Genomic DNA, 18,191 nt, shown 5'->3' with positions numbered 1-18,191 from the left:
AGCGGTAAGGTCACCCTTCCGCCGCATTTATAACGTTCGGATGTCCAAATTTAACGGACGTATTCAATCATTCTGCTGCGGTTTAAAACCAGTTCAACACGATTATCATCAAGTTTATGCAAACAGACGCGCTTGGTCCACGGACCGTCATGCAACGTGAAAAGCGCGCGCCCCTGGCCGAAATCTTCCAGCGGCATGGCACGGCGCACAGGACCTATGCCCATGATGAGGTGGCCATCCTTGATATCGAAACTGGCGCCATAGGGCGACGCCTGCCAGTGGCCGTCGAATTCCCGGCAGATAGGTTTTACTGTGACCGGCTTCAACCGGCGAGACACATAGCCTATCTCGCCTTCCAAATCCGTACCCGTCCAGCGGAGCTGAACTGGTGAAGATGGCGACAGGGATGAGAACCAGCCATCGCCAATATCGTAAAGCGTGTCTTCGGAATCGAGCCAGTTAGCTATGCCATTGCGCATTTCCAGCCAGAACGGCCCGTTCTCCGTCACATAAAGCCCGTCTGGGATCGTGCCGTTGGTCTCCGGCAGTGACAAACCGTTGAGTGCGGCCATGCAATCGCGCGCCATCTTATAAGTGTTGGCGTCTTCACGATTTGAAACAACAATCATGCCGGTTTTCGCGGCTGGATCGAGCAAAAAGTAGCTCTTGTAGCCGGGATGCGAGCCACCATGTCCAACAAAGCGCTTGCCAGCCACTACGTTCCACCGCAATCCAAGCCCGTAACCGGTCACCCGTCCGTCAGCAAGATGGCGATCGGCTGACAGCTTATCGAGCAAGCCTTTGAAAGGCCCCTCGCCATTGACGAGCGCCTGCGCCCATTTGGTCAGCGCCATGCCGCTCCCAGTCAAGCTGCCAGAAGCCGAAATATGCAGACCAGCAGAGCTGAGCTGCCATTTCTCGCCGGACTTCCAGTAACCGGGGACCAAACCTGCGACCGGATCATTCCACACGTCCGGCGCTTCCATGAAAATATCGAGAGGTGCAACAATATCCGACTTCACGAAATCTTTGAAGCGAAACCCCTTCCGCTCCAGCGCGGCTTCCACCAGACGGTAGCCTGTATTGGAATAGGAAATCTCCGAACCCGCATCGAAATTGAGACGGTTCAGAGAGGCAAGATAATCCAGAAGCTGACTAGCTTCCGTCTCTGTGTAAACCGACAGCCCCAGAAGGGTGAGGCATTCCCGCGTGTCAGGCAGACCGCCAGTCATGTCGAGCGCGCGACCGACGGTGACATCGGCTAGCGGACTTTGCAATTCCGGCAGATGGTCTCCCAGCCGATCCTCGAGGCTGATGATATCGCTATGCTTGAGAACCATCGCACAGAACGCATGTTTCGTGACTGATGCATAGCGAACAACAGTATTCGCCGTAAACGGTACACCTGTGGAAAGGCTTTCAAGCCCGCTCGCATAGGCAAACTTAACACCGTCTGGGCCGAAGCCGATGATAACGCCGCCCGGCTCATCCTTGGCCCACGTTCTCGAAAAGACTTTCGCGGCAAGCGAGGCCGCGTTCCAGTCAGCATGCGTTGACATGAAAACTCCGTCAGGCAGGTTCTTCCAGATTGACGCTTAGCGCGCGCAATTCTGTGGTATGCGGATGTGTTGTTCGCCCGGCGCGCAAATCTTCGGCGCTAAGCTGTTCCACCATCTCGCCGTGTTGCATCACCCCCACCTGCGGGCAGAGATGCGCTATCACAGCGAGATTGTGGCTCACCAGCACATAAGTGAGATTCTTTTCCGCGCGCAAGTCCGCGAGAAGATTGAGAATTTCAGCTTGTACCGAGACGTCGAGCGCCGAGGTCGGTTCGTCCAGCAACAGAACTTCCGGTTCGGCAATCAAGGCGCGAGCAATAGCCACGCGCTGGCGCTGGCCACCCGAAAGCTGATGCGGAAAACGGAACCGCGCAGCTTTCGGCAACGCGACTTCGTCAAGAACCTTCTCAATACGCTTGTCGATATCGCCGATACCATGAACCAGCAGAAGCTCGCTCAGGATACGGTCGATGGTCTGGCGAGGATGCAGTGATCCAAAGGGGTCCTGAAACACCATCTGCACCTGACGGAAGAAGGCAGGTGTGCGCTTCGGGGGAACATCCTTGCCATCAAACGCGATGCGGCCACTCCATTGCTCGTTGAGACCAGCCATTGCACGCAGGATGGTGGATTTGCCGGAGCCGCTTTCGCCAACAATGCCAAAGCTCCCGCCCTTCTCGACATTGAAGGATACACCCTTGACGACTTCACGCTCGTTGAAGCTGATGCGCAGTTGATCAATAACTATCATGAATTCAGCCAGCTTTCTTCACGATTGAGAACCGGCAATCGATCACGGGGATGCATGAGTGACGGAATGCAATTGAGAAGTCCCTTCGTATAGGGATGCTCTGCGCGCACAAGCTCGGAAGCTTTCAATTCCTCCATGACCCGGCCCATATACATGACCATGACGCGGTCGCAGAAATGCGACACGAGTGGAAGATCGTGGCTGATAAGGAGAAGTCCCATTCCGCGCTTGGAAACCAGATCGTCGATCAGGCGAAGAATTTCTGCCTGAACGGTGGCATCGAGCGCAGATGTCGGTTCGTCGGCAATGAGCAGTTCCGGATCGGGTGCAAGCATCATGGCAATCATGACACGCTGGCCCATGCCGCCCGAAACTTCATGCGGGTAAAGCTTTGCCACTTCACGCGGATTACGGATCATAACCTGATCGAGAAGATCAACCGCAGCATCCATCGCTTGACGTTTACTACCGCCTTTGTGGGTGCGCCACGCTTCAGCCACCTGCACGCCAATGGTCTTTACCGGATTAAGCGAATATTTGGGGTCCTGAAGAATAAAGCCCGCTCGCTTGCCGCGTATCTGACGCATGCCACGTTCGGTGGCTGACAAAATGTCGATGCCATCGAATGAAAGCTTGTCGGCCTTCACTTCGGCGATTGGCGGCAGCAGTTTCATGAGGGCCCGCGCGGTCAAAGACTTACCCGAACCACTTTCGCCCACGATGCCCAGTTTTTCACGACCGAGCTGAAGGGAGATCCCGCGCACAGCATCGAAACGGCTGGTGCGCGTTTCAAAGCTGATCTGCAGATTTTTAATATCAACCAGCATCTGTTCTCTCAATTCTGCTTCGGATCGAGCACGTCGCGCAGACCGTCGCCGAGGAAATTGAAGGCGAGCGATACGAGGAAAATCGCGATGCCGGGGATGGTGGCAACCCACCATTGTTCGAAGATAAAGCGCTTGGCGGTAGCGATCATCGCACCCCATTCGGGCGATGGCGGCTGCGCGCCCATTCCGAGGAAGCCAAGGCTTGCTGCGGTTATGATGATCGAGCTCATGTCTAGCGTAATGCGTACAATGACGCTCGGTACGCAAAGCGGCATGATGTGGCGCAGAATGATACGGAAAGGCGAAGCGCCAGTCAGCTTGGCGGCTGCAACGAAATCGCTCTTGCGCAATGTCATTGTTTCCGCACGCGCCAGACGCGCATAGGGTGGCCATGCGGTTAAAGCGATTGCAAGCACAGCGCTTTCGACACCAGGCTTCAGTGCAGCCACGAAGGCAAGCGCAAGGATCAATCGCGGAAACGCCAGAAAGACATCCGTGACACGCATCAACGCCGTATCCACAATGCCGCCGAAATAACCAGCGATACAACCGATGAAGAGTCCAATGGGTGCGACGAGAATGACGACGGCGATAACCATTCCGAGGGTAACGCGGCCGCCGTAAAGAATGCGCGAAAGAATGTCGCGGCCAAGTTCATCAGTTCCGAACCAATGCGCTGCAGTTGGAGCAGAAAGGCGATTACCGAGATCCTGGACACTCGGATCGTACGGCGCCAGCAACGGCGCGGCCAGTGACAGAACGACGAAAGCGACAATGATAAAAAGACCAATCATCGCGAGCGGATTAGCACGCAGGTTTACCCAGATGCGATAGCGCCTGCCCCAATTGGCCTGAGAGCGGGAAGCGGGCGATTCATCCAGCGCCCAGTTATGAAAATTGGCAAAAATCATCGGACACGCGGATCCAGAACTTTATAGAGGATATCGGCGAGCAGATTAAGCCCGACATAGATGATGCCGATGAGCAGCGTAGCACCCACAACCGGATTCATATCGGCATTCATCAGCGACACGGTCAGATACTGGCCGAGGCCAGGCCAACTGAAGACAGTCTCGGTCACGACAGCCCCCTCCAGCAGACCTGCATAGGTGAGCGCTAGAACTGTCACCAGTTGCACGGCAACCGTCGGGAAAGCATGTTTCCAGATGACAGAGGTGAGAGACAGACCTTTCGCACGTGCCGTAATCACGAACTCACCCTTGAGCGCATCAAGCATGAAGGCGCGGGTCATACGCGTGATATACGCCATACTGAAATATGCGAGAATCAGGACCGGCTGCACCATATGGTAGACCGCGTCCCAGAACGCATCCCAGTCCCCCTCAATGAGACTGTCGATCGTGAGCAGACCGGTAACGTGGGGGATCATGCCCTCATAGATGATGTCCTGCCGCCCAGGTCCCGGTGCGATATCGAGCGTCGCATAGAAGACCAGAAGTGAAATCAGGGCCAGCATAAAAACCGGAACTGAGTGCCCCGCAAGACAGATCACGCGGATCGTTTGATCGACGATGGAACCTTGTCGGACAGCAGCCCAAACACCTAGTGGAATGCCGACAAGCGCCGCAACAAGAAGTGCCGCCGTTGCCAGTTCCAACGTCGCGGGAAAATAGCGAGCGATATCCTGCGTCACCGGATTTCGGGTCAGAATAGAGTTGCCGAAATCACCGTGCAGCACCTGTCCAACATAGTGCACAAACTGGACCACGAGCGGCTGATCAAGGCCCATCTCCGCACGGACACGCTGAATAACAGCCTCGGGTGCGTTGTCGCCCACGGCAGCGATAACAGGATCGACCGGCATGACGCGACCGATCATGAAAGTAATAACCATAAGCCCGAACAGCGTGATCAACACGCTGCTCAGGATACCGGTCAGGTTCTTGAGGCTTTTCTTCACGCCTTGGCGATCCCTGCATAGGAATGAGAATCGGACAGGACGCCAAGACGCATTCCGGTAACATCCTTGCGGCAGGCGGCCGTCTCGAACTTCTGCATCATGATGATGAACGGGCTGTTGTTCATGAATTCGCGCTGCAGATCTTCATACATCTTCACGCGCTTTGCCGGGTCCTGTTCATCACGCGCAGCAAGGGACTTCTTGGAGAAATCCTCATTCTGGAAGTGCGAGCGCCATGCAAAAGGCTTCGTCTTCGCATCATCAGAATTATCCGGATTGTTGCAGAAGACATCGACATTGGTGTTTGGATCGAAATAGTCCGACCCCCATACAGTCAATGCCATCTGGTGTTCACGAGCGCGCATCTTCGTCAGAACCTGACGATTTTCAGCAGCCAGCAGCTCTACCTTGATACCGATTTCGGCAAGGCTTGCCTGAATCGCCTGTGCGATATCGGGGCTCGGCTGTGCCGAATAGTGATCCATCTTGATCGAAAAGCCATCGGGAACACCAGCTTCGGCAAGCAGAGCCTTCGCCTTGGCAATATCCTTCTTGAACGGATTCTCATTCAGTGCTGCTGGAAAACCTTCAGGAACGAGGCTTTGGTGAACCTTGTAATTCAGCGGCACGATATTCTTCTGGATGCCATCATAGTCCACGGCCCACTTGATTGCTTCCCAGACTTTCGGCTTGGCAAGAACTTCCACGCTCTGGTTGAGCGACATCAGCATCAAACCGCCGACACCCTTGCGCACCAGATTATAGCTTTCATCGCCATCCAGAACGCGAAGCTGCTCGGTAGTGAGGTTACGTGCAATATCGACGTCCCCCTTCTGGAGCATGAGAAGCTGCGAGGACGGGTCCGCAACGTGACGCAAAAGGATGCGCTTCACATTGCCCTTGTATGCGCCATGCGGATTAACGTTCAGCATAATGCTTTCGCTCGGCTTCCAGGAAACGAGAACCCATTCACCCGAACCGGCGCTGTTCTTCTGAAGCCAGCCGTTACCGAGATCGTCACCGGAGGCATTCTCCAGAACAGTCTTCTTTTCCACAATGCTGGCGACACTGGCCGACAGGCAGTACAGCAGGAAAGGCAGCGACGTTGACTGCTCAACCGTCAGAGTCAATGTCGACGGATCAGTTGCAACGATGTTCTTCTCCGCATTTTCAGGCGTGAAACCGAACTGGCCAATGATGAAAGCCGGGCCCTTGTTCATCTTGATCGCGCGTTGCAGCGAGAAGGCAACATCCTCAGCTGTGATCTGTGCGCCGCTTGCAAATTTTGCATTCGGATCGATCTTGAAGGTGAAGACTTTTCCGTCAGCGTCGGCTTCCCAGGAAACAGCAACGCCGCCTTCCACCTGATCCGGATTGGAAAGACTTGGATGTACCAGACGCTGATACATGTTGTTGCAGATTTCGCTGCCGACAGCTTCAAAGCTCTCATGCGGATCAAGACTGGTCATGTTGTCGAGCTGCTGGGCCACAACCAGAATGTCCTGACGCCCGGCTCCTATTGCAGGCAAAATGCTGGCATAGGACAGGAAAGGAACGGCGGCTGCGCCCGCCAGAAAACCGCGTCTTGAAATCATTGAGAGCTCCTCTTGCAACACTTTCTGAAAGGCTCCCAGTTATCGGGAGCCATATCGACAGCGTTCTATCTCTGGATACATTTTTCCAGCTTCCCGCTATCACGTCGGCGGAGGCAGGGGCCAATGCAGAATTTTGCATTCCCTATGCAGAGTTTGCATGAGGACAAACTAAAAGAGACCTTTTGCTTGAAAGAATCGCTGCTCATGCAGTGTGGTCATAGCGATTGACCGAAATCGCATTTGCAATTCTTCTCGCTTGGGTCCATCACCCCTTTTTGAATCCTGGATTTGATTTGAGAAGGCTCCCCCATGGCGACAGAACAGAAAATCCCCGTTTTCGATGGCCACAACGACGTGCTGCTGCGCCTATGGTCATCTGATGCTTCCGCGCCGGAAAAGCGTTTTCTTCAAGGCGAGCAAGTCGGACATATCGACCTTCCACGCGCCCAGAAGGGTGGGCTGGGCGGCGGTCTTTGCGCAGTATATGTGCCCTCGCCTTCACGAGAACTGGATGCCAATGGCAATCTGGCAACGCCAAGCCAGACGGATGCGATGAAGGCAACGCTCGCCATGTCGGCGATCTTGCTGAAGATCGAACGGGCATCGGAAGGCACGGTCCGCATCTGCCGCACGGCTGCCGATATACGCGATGCTTTTGCCAAGGGCATTTTCGCTTCAGTGTACCATATCGAAGGTGTTGAGGCCTTTAGCGAAGACCTTGACGCCCTGTATGTTTTGTATGAGGCCGGCCTGAGAACGCTCGGACCGGTATGGAGCCGTCCGAATATATTTGCTTATGGTATCCCGTTCCGGTTTCCGGCGTCGCCGGACATTGGCCCCGGCCTCACAGATCATGGCAAAGCACTCATTCGCGTCTGCAATGAACTCAAAGTCATGGTCGATCTTTCCCATATGAATGAGAAAGGGTTTTGGGACATCGCGGCGATTTCCGATGCGCCGCTGGTGGCTTCGCATTCCAATGCTCACGCTCTTTGCCAGCAAAGCCGCAATCTGACCGACAAACAACTGGATGCCATTCGCGATACTGGCGGCCTTGTCGGACTTAACTTCGGCGTTTCATTCCTGCGTGAAGACGGAAAACGCGATCCAAACACGGATTTGACGGAGCTTGTTCGCCATGCCGATTATATCGTCAATCGCATTGGGATCGACCATCTGGCTCTGGGTTCCGATTTTGACGGCACCACGATTTCTTCGACACTTCGCGATGTGAGCGATCTCCAGCTCGTCATAGAAGCCTTCCGCAAACATGGCTATGATGATGCTTCCATCGTTAAGCTGGCCCACGGAAACTGGATCAATGTCCTTGAGCGGACATGGGGCGCTTAAACAAGAAAGATCTCACCCCTCAAGGGTGAGATCGAAAACGTGATGATGGATATGACCATCGAACATTTCCAAGAGGCCCTTCGTGGCCTCTCGACTTTCATATCGAACAGGTGAAGCAAGCGCTTCCGTCAAAGCCTCCCTACTGTCATACATCGTCCAAAGCACCATCGGGTAGTCTGGCGCCCCTTCGTCACGTTCGACAGCGTAAAGAACACGAACTTCCCTGATACCCGGAAAAGCGAGCCACATCGGCATGAGAGTATCGGCAACATAAGCTTTGAACGCATCCTCGCGCCCAGCATGAATAGTACCTTCAAAAAAGGCCTGTCTGACAATCATCGAAGTAACTCAGTTTACCTTGGTAGGCGGGACGTCGCCGGAAAAATACGCGGCAAGATTGGCGAGTACCAGTTCGCCCATTCCGACACGTGTTTCTACCGTTGCACTACCCTGATGCGGCATCAGCACCGTATTTGGCGCGGTCAGAAAGGCCTCCCTGATCGTCGGCTCGTTGACAAAAACATCAAGACCGGCACCAGCGATGGTTCCGCTATTCAAAGCAGCTAGAAGCGCATCCTCATCGACCACACTGCCTCGGGCCACATTAACTAGAAAGCCTTTACTTCCAAGCGCTGCGAGAACATCAGCGTTGACGATATTGGCCGTCGATGGGTTGGCAGCGACGCAAACCGCGAGCACGTCGCTCTGCTGCGCAAGTTCCATCGGCGTCGCATGCGCAATCCAGTTTGTGCCAGCGACAGGCGAGCGATTCCAATAATGCACTTCCATGCCGAACGCTTCCGCACGTCGCGCAAAGGATTTTCCGATCTGGCCGAGCCCTAGAACGCCAACCCGCTTGCCTTTAGGACTAACGCCGAGAGGAAACCCTTCACGACGCGCCCATTTGCCTTCCCGCACAAACCGGTCGCCCGTAACAACATGGCGCATAACGGCCAGCATGAGGGCAATTCCCGTATCGGCAACATCATCGGTCAGGACACCCGGTGTGGTGCTGACATGCACATTCCGATCCCGCGCGAAGTCAAGATCGACCTTGTCTGTCCCGACACCGTTGATGGCGATCAGGCCAAGCGATGGCAGACGCTCCATCCATTCGTTGGAAAGCCCCGTTCCACCGCCGGTAACAACGGCACGAATTGTGCCGAGGCTCGTATCAATGGCCGCCTTGTCTTCCGGCTTGTACAGGCGGAGAACCTTGTATGTTGCATCCAATCGTTCTTCGATCAGCGGCATCATCGGTTCTATGAGCAGAACTTCGTTCGTCACTTCAAACTCCATTACTAAACTATTGGAGATGATCAGGAAATCTGACCAATAAATGCCTTCGTGCGCTCATGCTTCGGATTACCAAAGAATTCCTCCGGTTCCGCCATCTCAAGAATTTGCCCTTGATCCATGAAGATGACACGGTCTGCCACCTGTCGCGCGAAGCCCATTTCATGGGTAACGCAGAGCATGGTCATACCTTCCTTGGCGAGATCGATCATGGTGTCGAGAACTTCCTTGACCATTTCAGGATCAAGTGCCGAAGTCGGTTCATCGAAAAGCATGATCTTGGGATTCATGCAGAGTGCACGTGCAATCGCCACACGCTGTTGCTGACCGCCGGATAGCTGTGCCGGATATTTATTCGCCTGTTCAGGAATGCGAACACGCTCCAGATATTTGCGTGCTGTCTTTTCGGCTTCAGACTTGGAAACACCACGCACTTTCATCGGAGCCAAAGTGCAATTCTCAAGAACCGTCATATGCGGAAAGAGATTGAACTGCTGGAAAACCATGCCGGTTTCCTGTCGGACAATATCCACATTCTTTCCACCCGCCGTCAGATCATGGCCGTCAACAATGATGCGGCCCTCCTGAATGGTCTCCAGCTGATTGATGCAGCGGATAAGGGTCGACTTTCCCGAGCCAGACGGACCGCAAATCACAATGCGCTCGCCGCGAGCGACATTCAGATCAATATCCCTGAGAGCATGGTAAGTGCCATACCACTTATTCACACCCTGCATGAGTACTGCAGGATCGGAAACATCCTGCGGAAGCCGGTTCGCTTTTCCCTGAGCCGTCTGGTTCATGTTGAGAAACTCACTTTCGTGGACTGGGTCGTCATGCCCGTCCATTCGGCGGGCATGACAAAATTCGAGAGCTTACTTTGCCTGAGAAACAAAATCTGGCAGAGGCGTACCGAGCCACTTCTCATGGATCTTGTTCAGCTCGCCGTCGCTCTTCGCCTTCTCGATAAACTTATTGACGAAATCGAGCATTTCAGTCGAACCTTTGCGAACTGCGATGCCTTGCACCTGCTGACTGAGCTGAATTTTCTGCTCATAGCGGCCTGGAGCAGCCTTTTCGATCTCAGCTGCTACAACATTAGAAAGACCAATAAGCTCAACCTGCCCCGAGAGCAGGGCCTGCACTGCGCTGGCATCATCGTCAAAGCGACGAATGTTTGCGTCCTGCGGTGCTACCTTGGTTACTGCCGTGTCCTGTGTGGACGCGCGCGCTACGCCGATGGTTTTACCGGAAAGATCCTCCGGCTTTGCAACAGCAATATCTTTGGGTCCAAACACTCCGATCGAAATTCCCGCATAGGGTTGCGAGAAATCAACGCTCTTTGCACGTTCCTCAGTAATACCGAGTGAAGCAACCAAAACATCGACCTGTCCGCTCTGCAGATATGGAATACGGTTTGGACCGGTAACCGGAACGATTTGAGCTTCAACGCCTAGTTCCTTAGCCAGCAACTTCGCAACATCGGCATCGTAACCATCCGGTTCGTTGCTGGTATTCATGATGCCGAATGGCGGAAAATCGACCAGCATACCGATCTTGATTTTGCCAGCAGACTTGATGCCGTCAACGGTCTGCGCAAAAGCTGTCGGTGCCAACACCGTTGCGAGAGCGCCCGCACCAATCAAGGCCATTGCCAAACGTCTGGTGATAGTCATGCTTATTCCTTCCCTATTAATAGCCGGTCTCCTCACCGGCATCGTTTCATTATCTCTCGGCACATTCGCTGACGCAGTATCGTGCCACATTCAGTCGGAAGTGCCGTTTGTCTTTCCCAAGCCCCCCAAATTACCGAGCTGTAGCGCGAGAAAACCTCATTTCCATACGGCGCGCCAAAATAGATAGCGGCCAGCAAAGGACAAAATAAACAGCCGCCACAGTACCGAACACCATGAATGGGCTGAATGTTGCGTTGTTGATGATCTGCCCCTGTCGTGTCAGTTCCGTAAAGCCAATGATAGCGGCAAGCGACGTGCCCTTGATGAGCTGCACGAGAAAGCCCACTGTCGGCGCGACAGAAATGCGCGCGGCTTGTGGCAGGATCACGTAGCGCATACGATTATAGTAGCGCAGCCCCAGCGCCGTAGCCGCTTCACGTTGGCCGGGCGGCACTGCATCAATACAACCACGCCAAATCTCTCCAAGAAAAGCACTGGCGTGCAATGTCAGCGCAATCGTCGCTGCAATCCACGGATTGATGCCCAGACCAAAAATATTCAGGCCGAAAAACACCAGGAATAGCTGCATGAGAAGCGGCGTCCCCTGAAACAGCCGTATGAAGCCGAGTGCGATGTAACGTGGAACCCGAGCGTCAGAGACGCGCATCAGCGCGACAAGCAATCCACCGATTCCGCCACCGACAAAAGCAATAGCAGAAAGAGCGATAGTCCATTGCGCTGCATAGACGATAATGAGGAATTCGTTCCAACCGAAAGGTCTTATCATAGCCTGCTCCTATCGGCTCAACGGATATTTGAATGCCACCTTCTCGATCAGCGCAAAAATGGCCGAGAAACCGATGGACATGACAAGGTACATGAGCGTGATAACGATATAGACCTCGAAGCTCGCAAAGGTTGCCGACTGGAGATCGTTACCGGCGGCCGCAAGCTCGTTGGCGGAGATCACAGAGACAACACTCGAAGTCAGCATCAGATAGATGAATTGGCTGGTCAGTGACGGATAAACCGTTCGCAAAGCCGGTTTCATGATGACATAGCGAAAGACCTGCAGTTTGGAGAGGCCAAGTGCCGTTCCCGCTTCCACCTGACCTTTATGAATGGATTCAATACCTGCGCGAATAATCTCCGTGCCGTAGGCACCAAAATTCACCACCAGCGCAAGCAGCGCTGCGCTGTTGGGCGACAATCGCAAACCAGCGGAAGGCAACCCAAAAAAGATGAAAAAAATCTGCACCAGAAACGGCGTATTGCGGATAATTTCGATGTAAGCATCGATAATGAAGCGCACCGGCTTTGGTCCGGAAGTCTTGCCGACCGCGCAGACAATCGAGACTATGAGGCCGAGCACCATAGCGGCGCAGGAAAGCTCAATTGTCTGCCATGCGCCGACAAGCAGCTTATCCATCGACGCGAAAACGGGCGCGAAGTTGAAATTATACAATGCTGAACCTCCCGGTACACGAATTATGCCGACTTTTCCTCCCGACGGCAATAAATTTAGATCGATCTAAATGTGTTTGACCTCAGTCGTCAATCATTAATTCGGATTAGATGACAGACGCTTTTACCGGTCCGCAGGACTGCCTTACCTGCAGATATGTTTCACTAACAATACGTTGCGCTTCGGTTTTTGGGCTTGCCAAACGGGACAGAAGCAATCTAGCGGCATTCTGGCCCACTGTAACAGGTCGAGTTGATACAGAACTCAAGCGCGGACGCGTCGCTTCCGCATCGCTTACGTCATCGAAGCCTATCAGTGAGAAGTCCTCACCGACTTTTCTCCTGCAATCATAAAGTCCCGCAGAAAGGCCCAGCGCAATCACATCATTGAAGCAGATCGCCGCCGTCGGCTCGCGGCCTTCCTGAAAGAGTATCGGAGCAGCTTTGGCAATTTCCGGCATTGTATGCGGAAAACGAACAATCATCCCTGCATCAAGACCTTGTCGTTGCATCGCATCACGAAAACCTTCGACACGCTCGCGATATGCTGAATGAATCGGGCCATGTACAGCAAATGCGATTGTTCTGTGCCCAAGCCTGGCAAGATGATTGACCGCCTGTCGCATACCGCCTGCGTAATCAACGCCTGCATAGTCAATTCGATCAGTCACATGGCGCAGCACCTGCACCACAGGCAAGCCCCAGTCAGCGATTTGTTCGATGAATTCCGGTGCTGTTTCTGCAGTCGGCGACATGATTACGCCATCAACGCCGTGCTCACGCATGCGCTGCATGAGAATACTTTGGTTAGCGAAGTTCTCGTGACTGTTTGCCAGAAGGACGACCAGCCCCGCTTCACCCACAACACTGTCTATTCCCGAAAGCAATTCGCCGTAAAATGGATTGCCGAGGGTAGGCACGATGACGCCAACCGTATTCGATCGCTCTACCCGGAGACTAGCGGCTCCCATGTTGTAGACATAGCCCAACTCCTTTAGGGCTTTTTCCACCTTTTCGCGCGTCGCCGCTCCCACCAACGGGCTTTTGCGGATGACGAGGGAAGCTGTTGCACGTGATACACTGGCGTGGCGTGCCACATCCAGAAGCGTAACGCGACTTTTCCTGCGATCGTCACTCGGCATAAGTTCACCTGTCAGCAAGTTGGGTAATGTCCGATCCGATTGAAGGCAAAACTCAATAAAACCGTCGGCCAGATTCGAAAGGCATATATCAATTCACTCTGCGGCGTTGGTCAATCCGCCGGCCAGCAAACCTGCAATCATCATATGAGAATGGCATAGGGCAACTTTCCCAACTCCTCAATTATACGCACGTTCTCCCCACGATTATCACTTGCCTTTCGTTTTTTTTCATTTCGAATGCTATCGTTTTCGTATTTATTCTGCCATTGGGAGAATCGAAGGTTGATCCTTTGGCAAAAATTGCATTCATATAAGTGCAACGAATATATCGCAGATGTCGGAACTTTGAGACCCTCACCAAGGAGCTCGAATGTTCACGCAATCTCACACTCGAGGAGGAAACATGCTTATCCGTCTGTTTACGACTTCGGCGCTGACGAGCGCCCTCGCCCTCACCATCGGTTCGCAGGCATTCGCCCAGACGGAACTGGCATGGTGGCACGGCATGACCGGTGCCAACAACGAAATGGTCAATGAGCTTTCGAAAGAGTTCAACGAAAGCCAGAGCGAATACAAAATCGTTCCCGTCTATAAGGGAACCTACCCCGAAACGTTGAATGCCGGCATCGCCGCGTTTCGTTCCAAGCAGCCGCCTGCAATCCTTCAGGTCTTCGATGCTGGCAGCGGTGTCATGATGGCTGCTGAAGGTGCTGTGGTTCCTGCTGCTGAAGTTTTGGAAAAGGGCGGCTTCAAGTTCGACAAGTCGCAATATCTGCCCGGCATCGTCGCTTACTATTCGAAGCCGGATGGCACCATGCTGTCTTTCCCGTACAATTCCTCGTCGCCAATCCTTTATTACAACAAGGACGCTTTCAAGAAGGCTGGCCTTGATGAAAACAATCCGCCAAAGACCTGGCCGGAAGTTTTCGAAGCTGCCAAGAAGATCAAGTCTAGCGGCGGAGCACCCTGCGGTTTCACCTCCACATGGCTGACCTGGATTCAGACCGAAAACTTCGCTGCCTGGAACAACGTCCCTTATGGCACCAATGAAAACGGCCTTGGTGGAACCGATGTAAAGCTTGAAATCAATTCACCGCTTTACATCCAGCACTTCCAGTCGATTGCCGATCTCGCGAAAGACGGCACGTTCCGCTATGGCGGCCGCACATCGGAAGCCAAGCAGCTTTTCACCTCCGGTGAATGCGCAATGTTGACCGAATCCTCCGGCGGCCTCGGAGATGTCGTAAAGTCCGGCATCAATTACGGTATCGGCCAGCTGCCTTATTATGAAGGTCACGGCCCGCAGAACACGATCCCTGGCGGTGCGGCCCTCTGGGTCTTCGCCGGTCTCAGCGACGAACAGTACAAGGGTGTTGCAGAATTCTTCAACTTCCTTTCGCAGACCAAAATCCAGGTCAAGCTGCACGAAAAGTCCGGCTATCTACCCGTAACACTGGCTGCTTACGAAGAAACCAAAAAGTCGGATTTCTATGAAAAAAATCCGGGCCGTGAGACACCTATCCTCCAGATGATGGGCAAGGCACCGACCGAAAATTCAAAGGGTGTTCGCCTCATCAACCTGCCGCAGGTTCGCGATATTCTGAACGAAGAATTCGAAGCCATGCTCGGCGGCAAGCAGGATGCGAAAACGGCGCTCGAAAACGGCGTCAAGCGCGCTAACGACGCGATTGCCGCAGCTCAGTAATCGATCACATTGACACAACGCCGCCTGTCTCTGTGGCAGGCGGCCTTGTTACCCACGAGGACGCTCCCCGTGCAGAAAGTTACCTTTCCGAATAAAATCTTGCCCTATTTCCTGCTGGCCCCACAGATCGTTCTGACAGTGGTGTTTTTCTTCTGGCCAGCCAGTCAGGCAATTTATCAGTCCTTCATGCGTGAAGACGCATTCGGATTGAAGTCTACCTTTGTGGGACTGGCCAACTTCACAACCGTTCTGGCCGACCCCAACTATCTACACTCGTTCAGAGTAACGATTGTCTTCAATGTCCTGACCGCACTGCTTGCGATGGGTGCAGCACTATTACTTGCAACGGCGGCAGATCGCGTTATCCGCGGCAAGACGTTTTATCGTACGCTCCTGATCTGGCCTTATGCTGTGGCTCCCGCCGTCGCAGGCATGTTGTGGCTCTTCATGTTCAACCCGGCGATGGGCACCTTTGCCTATATTTTGCGCCGTAATGGCATCGCATGGGACCCGCTGCTTGATGGCAATCAGGCCATGGGCCTAGTCGTCGTGGCAGCTGCATGGAAGCAAATTTCTTATAACTTCCTGTTCTTTGTTGCAGGGTTACAGGCAATTCCTAAATCGTTGATCGAAGCAGCCGCCATCGATGGCGCGCGAGGATCGCGACGATTCTGGTCTATTGTATTTCCGCTTCTTGCACCGACTTCATTCTTCCTGCTGGTCGTGAACACTGTCTACGCCTTCTTCGACACATTCGGCATCATCCATGCCGTGACTGGCGGGGGACCAGCCAGAGCCACCGAAACGCTGGTCTACAAAGTTTACAATGATGGCTTCGTCAACTTGAACCTAGGTTCCTCTTCGGCACAGTCCGTCATTTTGATGGCAATCGTTATTGCCTTGACCGCCTTCCAGTTCCGCTTCGTCGAGAAGCGCGTACATTATTCGTGAGTGAGGCGACAATGATAGAAAAACGCCCAGTCTCAAACCTGATCGGCCACCTCATCCTGATCGTAGGCATTATTATCGTCGCCTTTCCGATCTACTATACCTTCGTCGCTTCGACGATGACTTCGACACAGATCATTCGCCCGCCGATTTCGTTGTTGCCAGGCGACCATTTCGTAGAAAACTACGGCGAGGCCATCTTCGGTGGCGTGGAACGCGTTGTCGGCGTCAGTCTCGAGCGGCTTCTCTGGAACTCGTTTGTGGTCGCCATGGCCATCGCCGTCGGCAAGATCATCATCTCGTTCATGTCGGCCTTCGCGATTGTGTTTTTTCGCTTTCCGCTACGTATGTTTTTCTTCTGGATGATCTTCATAACCTTGATGCTGCCGGTAGAGGTTCGTATCCTGCCGACCTACAAGGTGATTGTGGATCTCGGTTTGATCGATACCTATGCCGGGCTTACGCTACCGCTGATGGCGTCTGCGACCGCGACTTTCCTGTTCCGTCAGTTTTTCCTCACCATTCCCGGTGAACTGGTTGAAGCAGCGCGTATCGACAATGCGGGACCATTTCGTTTCATGCGGGATATCCTGCTTCCCCTTTCGAAGACGAATATTGCAGCACTTTTCGTCATCCTCTTCATTTATGGATGGACCCAGTATCTGTGGCCGCTGCTTGTTACTAATGACGCCAAGATGAACACGATCATCATCGGCTTGCGCCGCATGGTTGACTGGGCCGATGCGTCCACGCCGTGGAATTACGTCATGGTAACAGCCATTCTGGCCATCATCCCACCGATCCTCGTTGTGGTGCTGATGCAGCGCTGGTTCGTCAAAGGTCTCGTTGAAACGGAAAAGTAATGAGCAAAATCGTTCTTGATAACGTCCGCAAGAGCTATGGCGGCAATGTCGAAGTCATCAAAGGCGTATCGCTAGAGATCAACGACGGCGAATTTGTAGTACTGGTAGGCCCATCGGGCTGCGGTAAATCCACACTCCTGCGTATGATAGCTGGTCTTGAGGGTATTACATCCGGCACCATCTCTATTGGCGACCGGGTGGTCAATGATGTTGAACCTGCTGAACGCGATATCGCCATGGTGTTCCAGAATTATGCGCTCTACCCGCATATGACGGTTCGCGAAAATCTTGCTTACGGCTTGAAAAACCGCAAAACGCCAAAAGACGAAATTGAACGTCGCATAGCGAAGGCTGCTAAGGCACTCGAAATTGAACAATTTCTTGAGCGCAAGCCGCGTCAACTTTCTGGTGGCCAACGCCAACGTGTCGCCATGGGGCGCGCCATTGTACGTGAACCAGCAGCGTTCCTCTTCGATGAACCGCTTTCTAACCTGGACGCAAAATTACGCGTTCAGATGCGTGTTGAAATCAAGCGTCTGCAGCGTTCGCTCGGCACTACGAGCGTTTATGTCACCCATGACCAGATGGAGGCCATGACCATGGCTGACCGCCTCGTCGTGCTAAATGCTGGCCACATCGAACAGGTCGGCACGCCGATTGAACTTTATGAAAAGCCAGCATCCACATTCGTTGCAACATTTATCGGCTCACCGTCGATGAACCTGCTGCAAAGCGGAGAATCCACTGGCTGGAAAACCGGTAGCGCTGTGAAAGCACCTGCCGGGAATTTCACCATCGGCGTTCGTCCAGAAGATATCCGCATCCTGGAAGACGGGGAGGCAGATGCTGACGGTTTCAACACGACCGTCCGTATTGAGGCTGTCGAACTTGTCGGTGCAGAAAGCTACATCCATGCTGCCTTGCCGGATGGCAAGCCGCTTATTTTCCGCGTTGCTGGACGATCGACACATAATATTGACGAAACGGTCAGAGTTGGTGCACTCGCAGGAAATGTGCATGTTTTCGGCAGTGACGGTCAGCGCTTAAATAATTGACATTATAGCGGGTTGCGTCCTTCAAAAGGACGCAACCCG

General features: G+C 53.5%; 18 protein-coding genes. 5 read left to right on the top strand and 13 right to left on the bottom strand.

Going from position 1 to position 18,191, the window contains the following annotated elements:
* Positions 1-50 precede the first annotated feature (50 nt).
* Genes HWX93_RS14930 through HWX93_RS14905 form a run of 6 tightly spaced genes read right to left on the bottom strand, consistent with a single transcriptional unit; the run spans position 51 to position 6,653 of the window.
* Positions 51-1,559, bottom strand: coding sequence for a serine hydrolase domain-containing protein (locus tag HWX93_RS14930; RefSeq protein ID WP_176037791.1), 1,509 nt, complete (start codon positions 1,557-1,559; stop codon positions 51-53).
* A gap of 10 nt (positions 1,560-1,569) precedes the next feature.
* Positions 1,570-2,310: an ABC transporter ATP-binding protein gene (locus HWX93_RS14925; RefSeq protein ID WP_176037790.1), complete on the bottom strand. Its 741-nt coding sequence runs from the start codon at positions 2,308-2,310 to the stop codon at positions 1,570-1,572.
* Positions 2,307-3,137, bottom strand: coding sequence for an ABC transporter ATP-binding protein (locus tag HWX93_RS14920; RefSeq protein ID WP_176037789.1), 831 nt, complete (start codon positions 3,135-3,137; stop codon positions 2,307-2,309). The genes HWX93_RS14925 and HWX93_RS14920 overlap by 4 nt, the downstream gene beginning before the upstream one ends.
* A gap of 8 nt (positions 3,138-3,145) precedes the next feature.
* The gene (gene nikC, locus HWX93_RS14915; protein ID WP_109986523.1) at positions 3,146-4,048 is read right to left on the bottom strand and encodes a nickel transporter permease; all 903 of its coding nucleotides are present in this window, start codon (positions 4,046-4,048) and stop codon (positions 3,146-3,148) included.
* Positions 4,045-5,058, bottom strand: a complete 1,014-nt coding sequence (locus HWX93_RS14910; RefSeq protein WP_176037788.1) for an ABC transporter permease — start codon at positions 5,056-5,058, stop codon at positions 4,045-4,047. Before HWX93_RS14910 ends, nikC begins: the two co-directional genes overlap by 4 nt.
* Positions 5,055-6,653 (bottom strand): ABC transporter substrate-binding protein, encoded by a 1,599-nt coding sequence (locus HWX93_RS14905; protein WP_176037787.1) that lies wholly within the window; start codon positions 6,651-6,653, stop codon positions 5,055-5,057. Before HWX93_RS14905 ends, HWX93_RS14910 begins: the two co-directional genes overlap by 4 nt.
* 309 nt (positions 6,654-6,962) lie before the next feature.
* On the opposite strand from HWX93_RS14905, the gene HWX93_RS14900 reads away from it, so the two are divergent.
* The gene (locus tag HWX93_RS14900; RefSeq protein WP_176037786.1) at positions 6,963-8,003 is read left to right on the top strand and encodes a dipeptidase; all 1,041 of its coding nucleotides are present in this window, start codon (positions 6,963-6,965) and stop codon (positions 8,001-8,003) included.
* Positions 8,004-8,015: 12 nt separating this feature from the next.
* Here the strand turns inward: HWX93_RS14900 and HWX93_RS14895 are convergent, their stop codons facing one another.
* The 7 genes from HWX93_RS14895 to HWX93_RS14865 all read right to left on the bottom strand — a co-directional run bounded on the left by HWX93_RS14895 (position 8,016) and on the right by HWX93_RS14865 (position 13,581).
* Positions 8,016-8,342, bottom strand: coding sequence for a hypothetical protein (locus HWX93_RS14895; protein WP_109986518.1), 327 nt, complete (start codon positions 8,340-8,342; stop codon positions 8,016-8,018).
* A 9-nt stretch (positions 8,343-8,351) separates the two neighbouring features.
* The gene (locus HWX93_RS14890; RefSeq protein WP_176037785.1) at positions 8,352-9,302 is read right to left on the bottom strand and encodes a 2-hydroxyacid dehydrogenase; all 951 of its coding nucleotides are present in this window, start codon (positions 9,300-9,302) and stop codon (positions 8,352-8,354) included.
* Positions 9,303-9,322: 20 nt separating this feature from the next.
* Entirely contained in the window at positions 9,323-10,102 is a 780-nt protein-coding gene (locus HWX93_RS14885; RefSeq protein ID WP_176037784.1) for an amino acid ABC transporter ATP-binding protein, read from the bottom strand.
* A gap of 72 nt (positions 10,103-10,174) precedes the next feature.
* On the bottom strand, positions 10,175-10,975 hold the full coding sequence (locus tag HWX93_RS14880) for a transporter substrate-binding domain-containing protein (protein WP_176037821.1): 801 nt from the start codon (positions 10,973-10,975) through the stop codon (positions 10,175-10,177).
* Between the two features lie 130 nt (positions 10,976-11,105).
* On the bottom strand, positions 11,106-11,762 hold the full coding sequence (locus tag HWX93_RS14875; RefSeq protein ID WP_109986516.1) for an amino acid ABC transporter permease: 657 nt from the start codon (positions 11,760-11,762) through the stop codon (positions 11,106-11,108).
* A 9-nt stretch (positions 11,763-11,771) separates the two neighbouring features.
* Positions 11,772-12,440, bottom strand: coding sequence for an amino acid ABC transporter permease (locus HWX93_RS14870; RefSeq protein ID WP_176037783.1), 669 nt, complete (start codon positions 12,438-12,440; stop codon positions 11,772-11,774).
* Between the two features lie 106 nt (positions 12,441-12,546).
* On the bottom strand, positions 12,547-13,581 hold the full coding sequence (locus HWX93_RS14865) for a LacI family DNA-binding transcriptional regulator (protein WP_109986514.1): 1,035 nt from the start codon (positions 13,579-13,581) through the stop codon (positions 12,547-12,549).
* 403 nt (positions 13,582-13,984) lie between these two features.
* Between HWX93_RS14865 and ugpB the strand changes: the two genes are divergently transcribed.
* The 4 genes from ugpB (at position 13,985) to HWX93_RS14845 (ending at position 18,152) form a co-directional block, all read left to right on the top strand.
* The gene (gene ugpB / locus HWX93_RS14860; RefSeq protein ID WP_176037782.1) at positions 13,985-15,286 is read left to right on the top strand and encodes a sn-glycerol-3-phosphate ABC transporter substrate-binding protein UgpB; all 1,302 of its coding nucleotides are present in this window, start codon (positions 13,985-13,987) and stop codon (positions 15,284-15,286) included.
* A gap of 69 nt (positions 15,287-15,355) precedes the next feature.
* A complete protein-coding gene (gene ugpA / locus HWX93_RS14855) occupies positions 15,356-16,237 on the top strand; it encodes a sn-glycerol-3-phosphate ABC transporter permease UgpA (protein ID WP_176037781.1) in 882 nt (293 codons plus the stop codon).
* A gap of 11 nt (positions 16,238-16,248) precedes the next feature.
* Positions 16,249-17,097: a sn-glycerol-3-phosphate ABC transporter permease UgpE gene (gene ugpE, locus HWX93_RS14850; protein ID WP_061347105.1), complete on the top strand. Its 849-nt coding sequence runs from the start codon at positions 16,249-16,251 to the stop codon at positions 17,095-17,097.
* On the top strand, positions 17,097-18,152 hold the full coding sequence (locus tag HWX93_RS14845) for a sn-glycerol-3-phosphate import ATP-binding protein UgpC (RefSeq protein ID WP_176037780.1): 1,056 nt from the start codon (positions 17,097-17,099) through the stop codon (positions 18,150-18,152). The genes ugpE and HWX93_RS14845 overlap by 1 nt, the downstream gene beginning before the upstream one ends.
* Positions 18,153-18,191 lie beyond the last annotated feature (39 nt).

This window comes from Brucella tritici (assembly GCF_902825325.1).
In the GTDB taxonomy this organism is placed as follows: domain Bacteria; phylum Pseudomonadota; class Alphaproteobacteria; order Rhizobiales; family Rhizobiaceae; genus Brucella.
The sequence above is the reverse complement of the archived record's forward strand: the minus strand, read 5'-3'. Positions and strand labels throughout refer to the sequence as shown.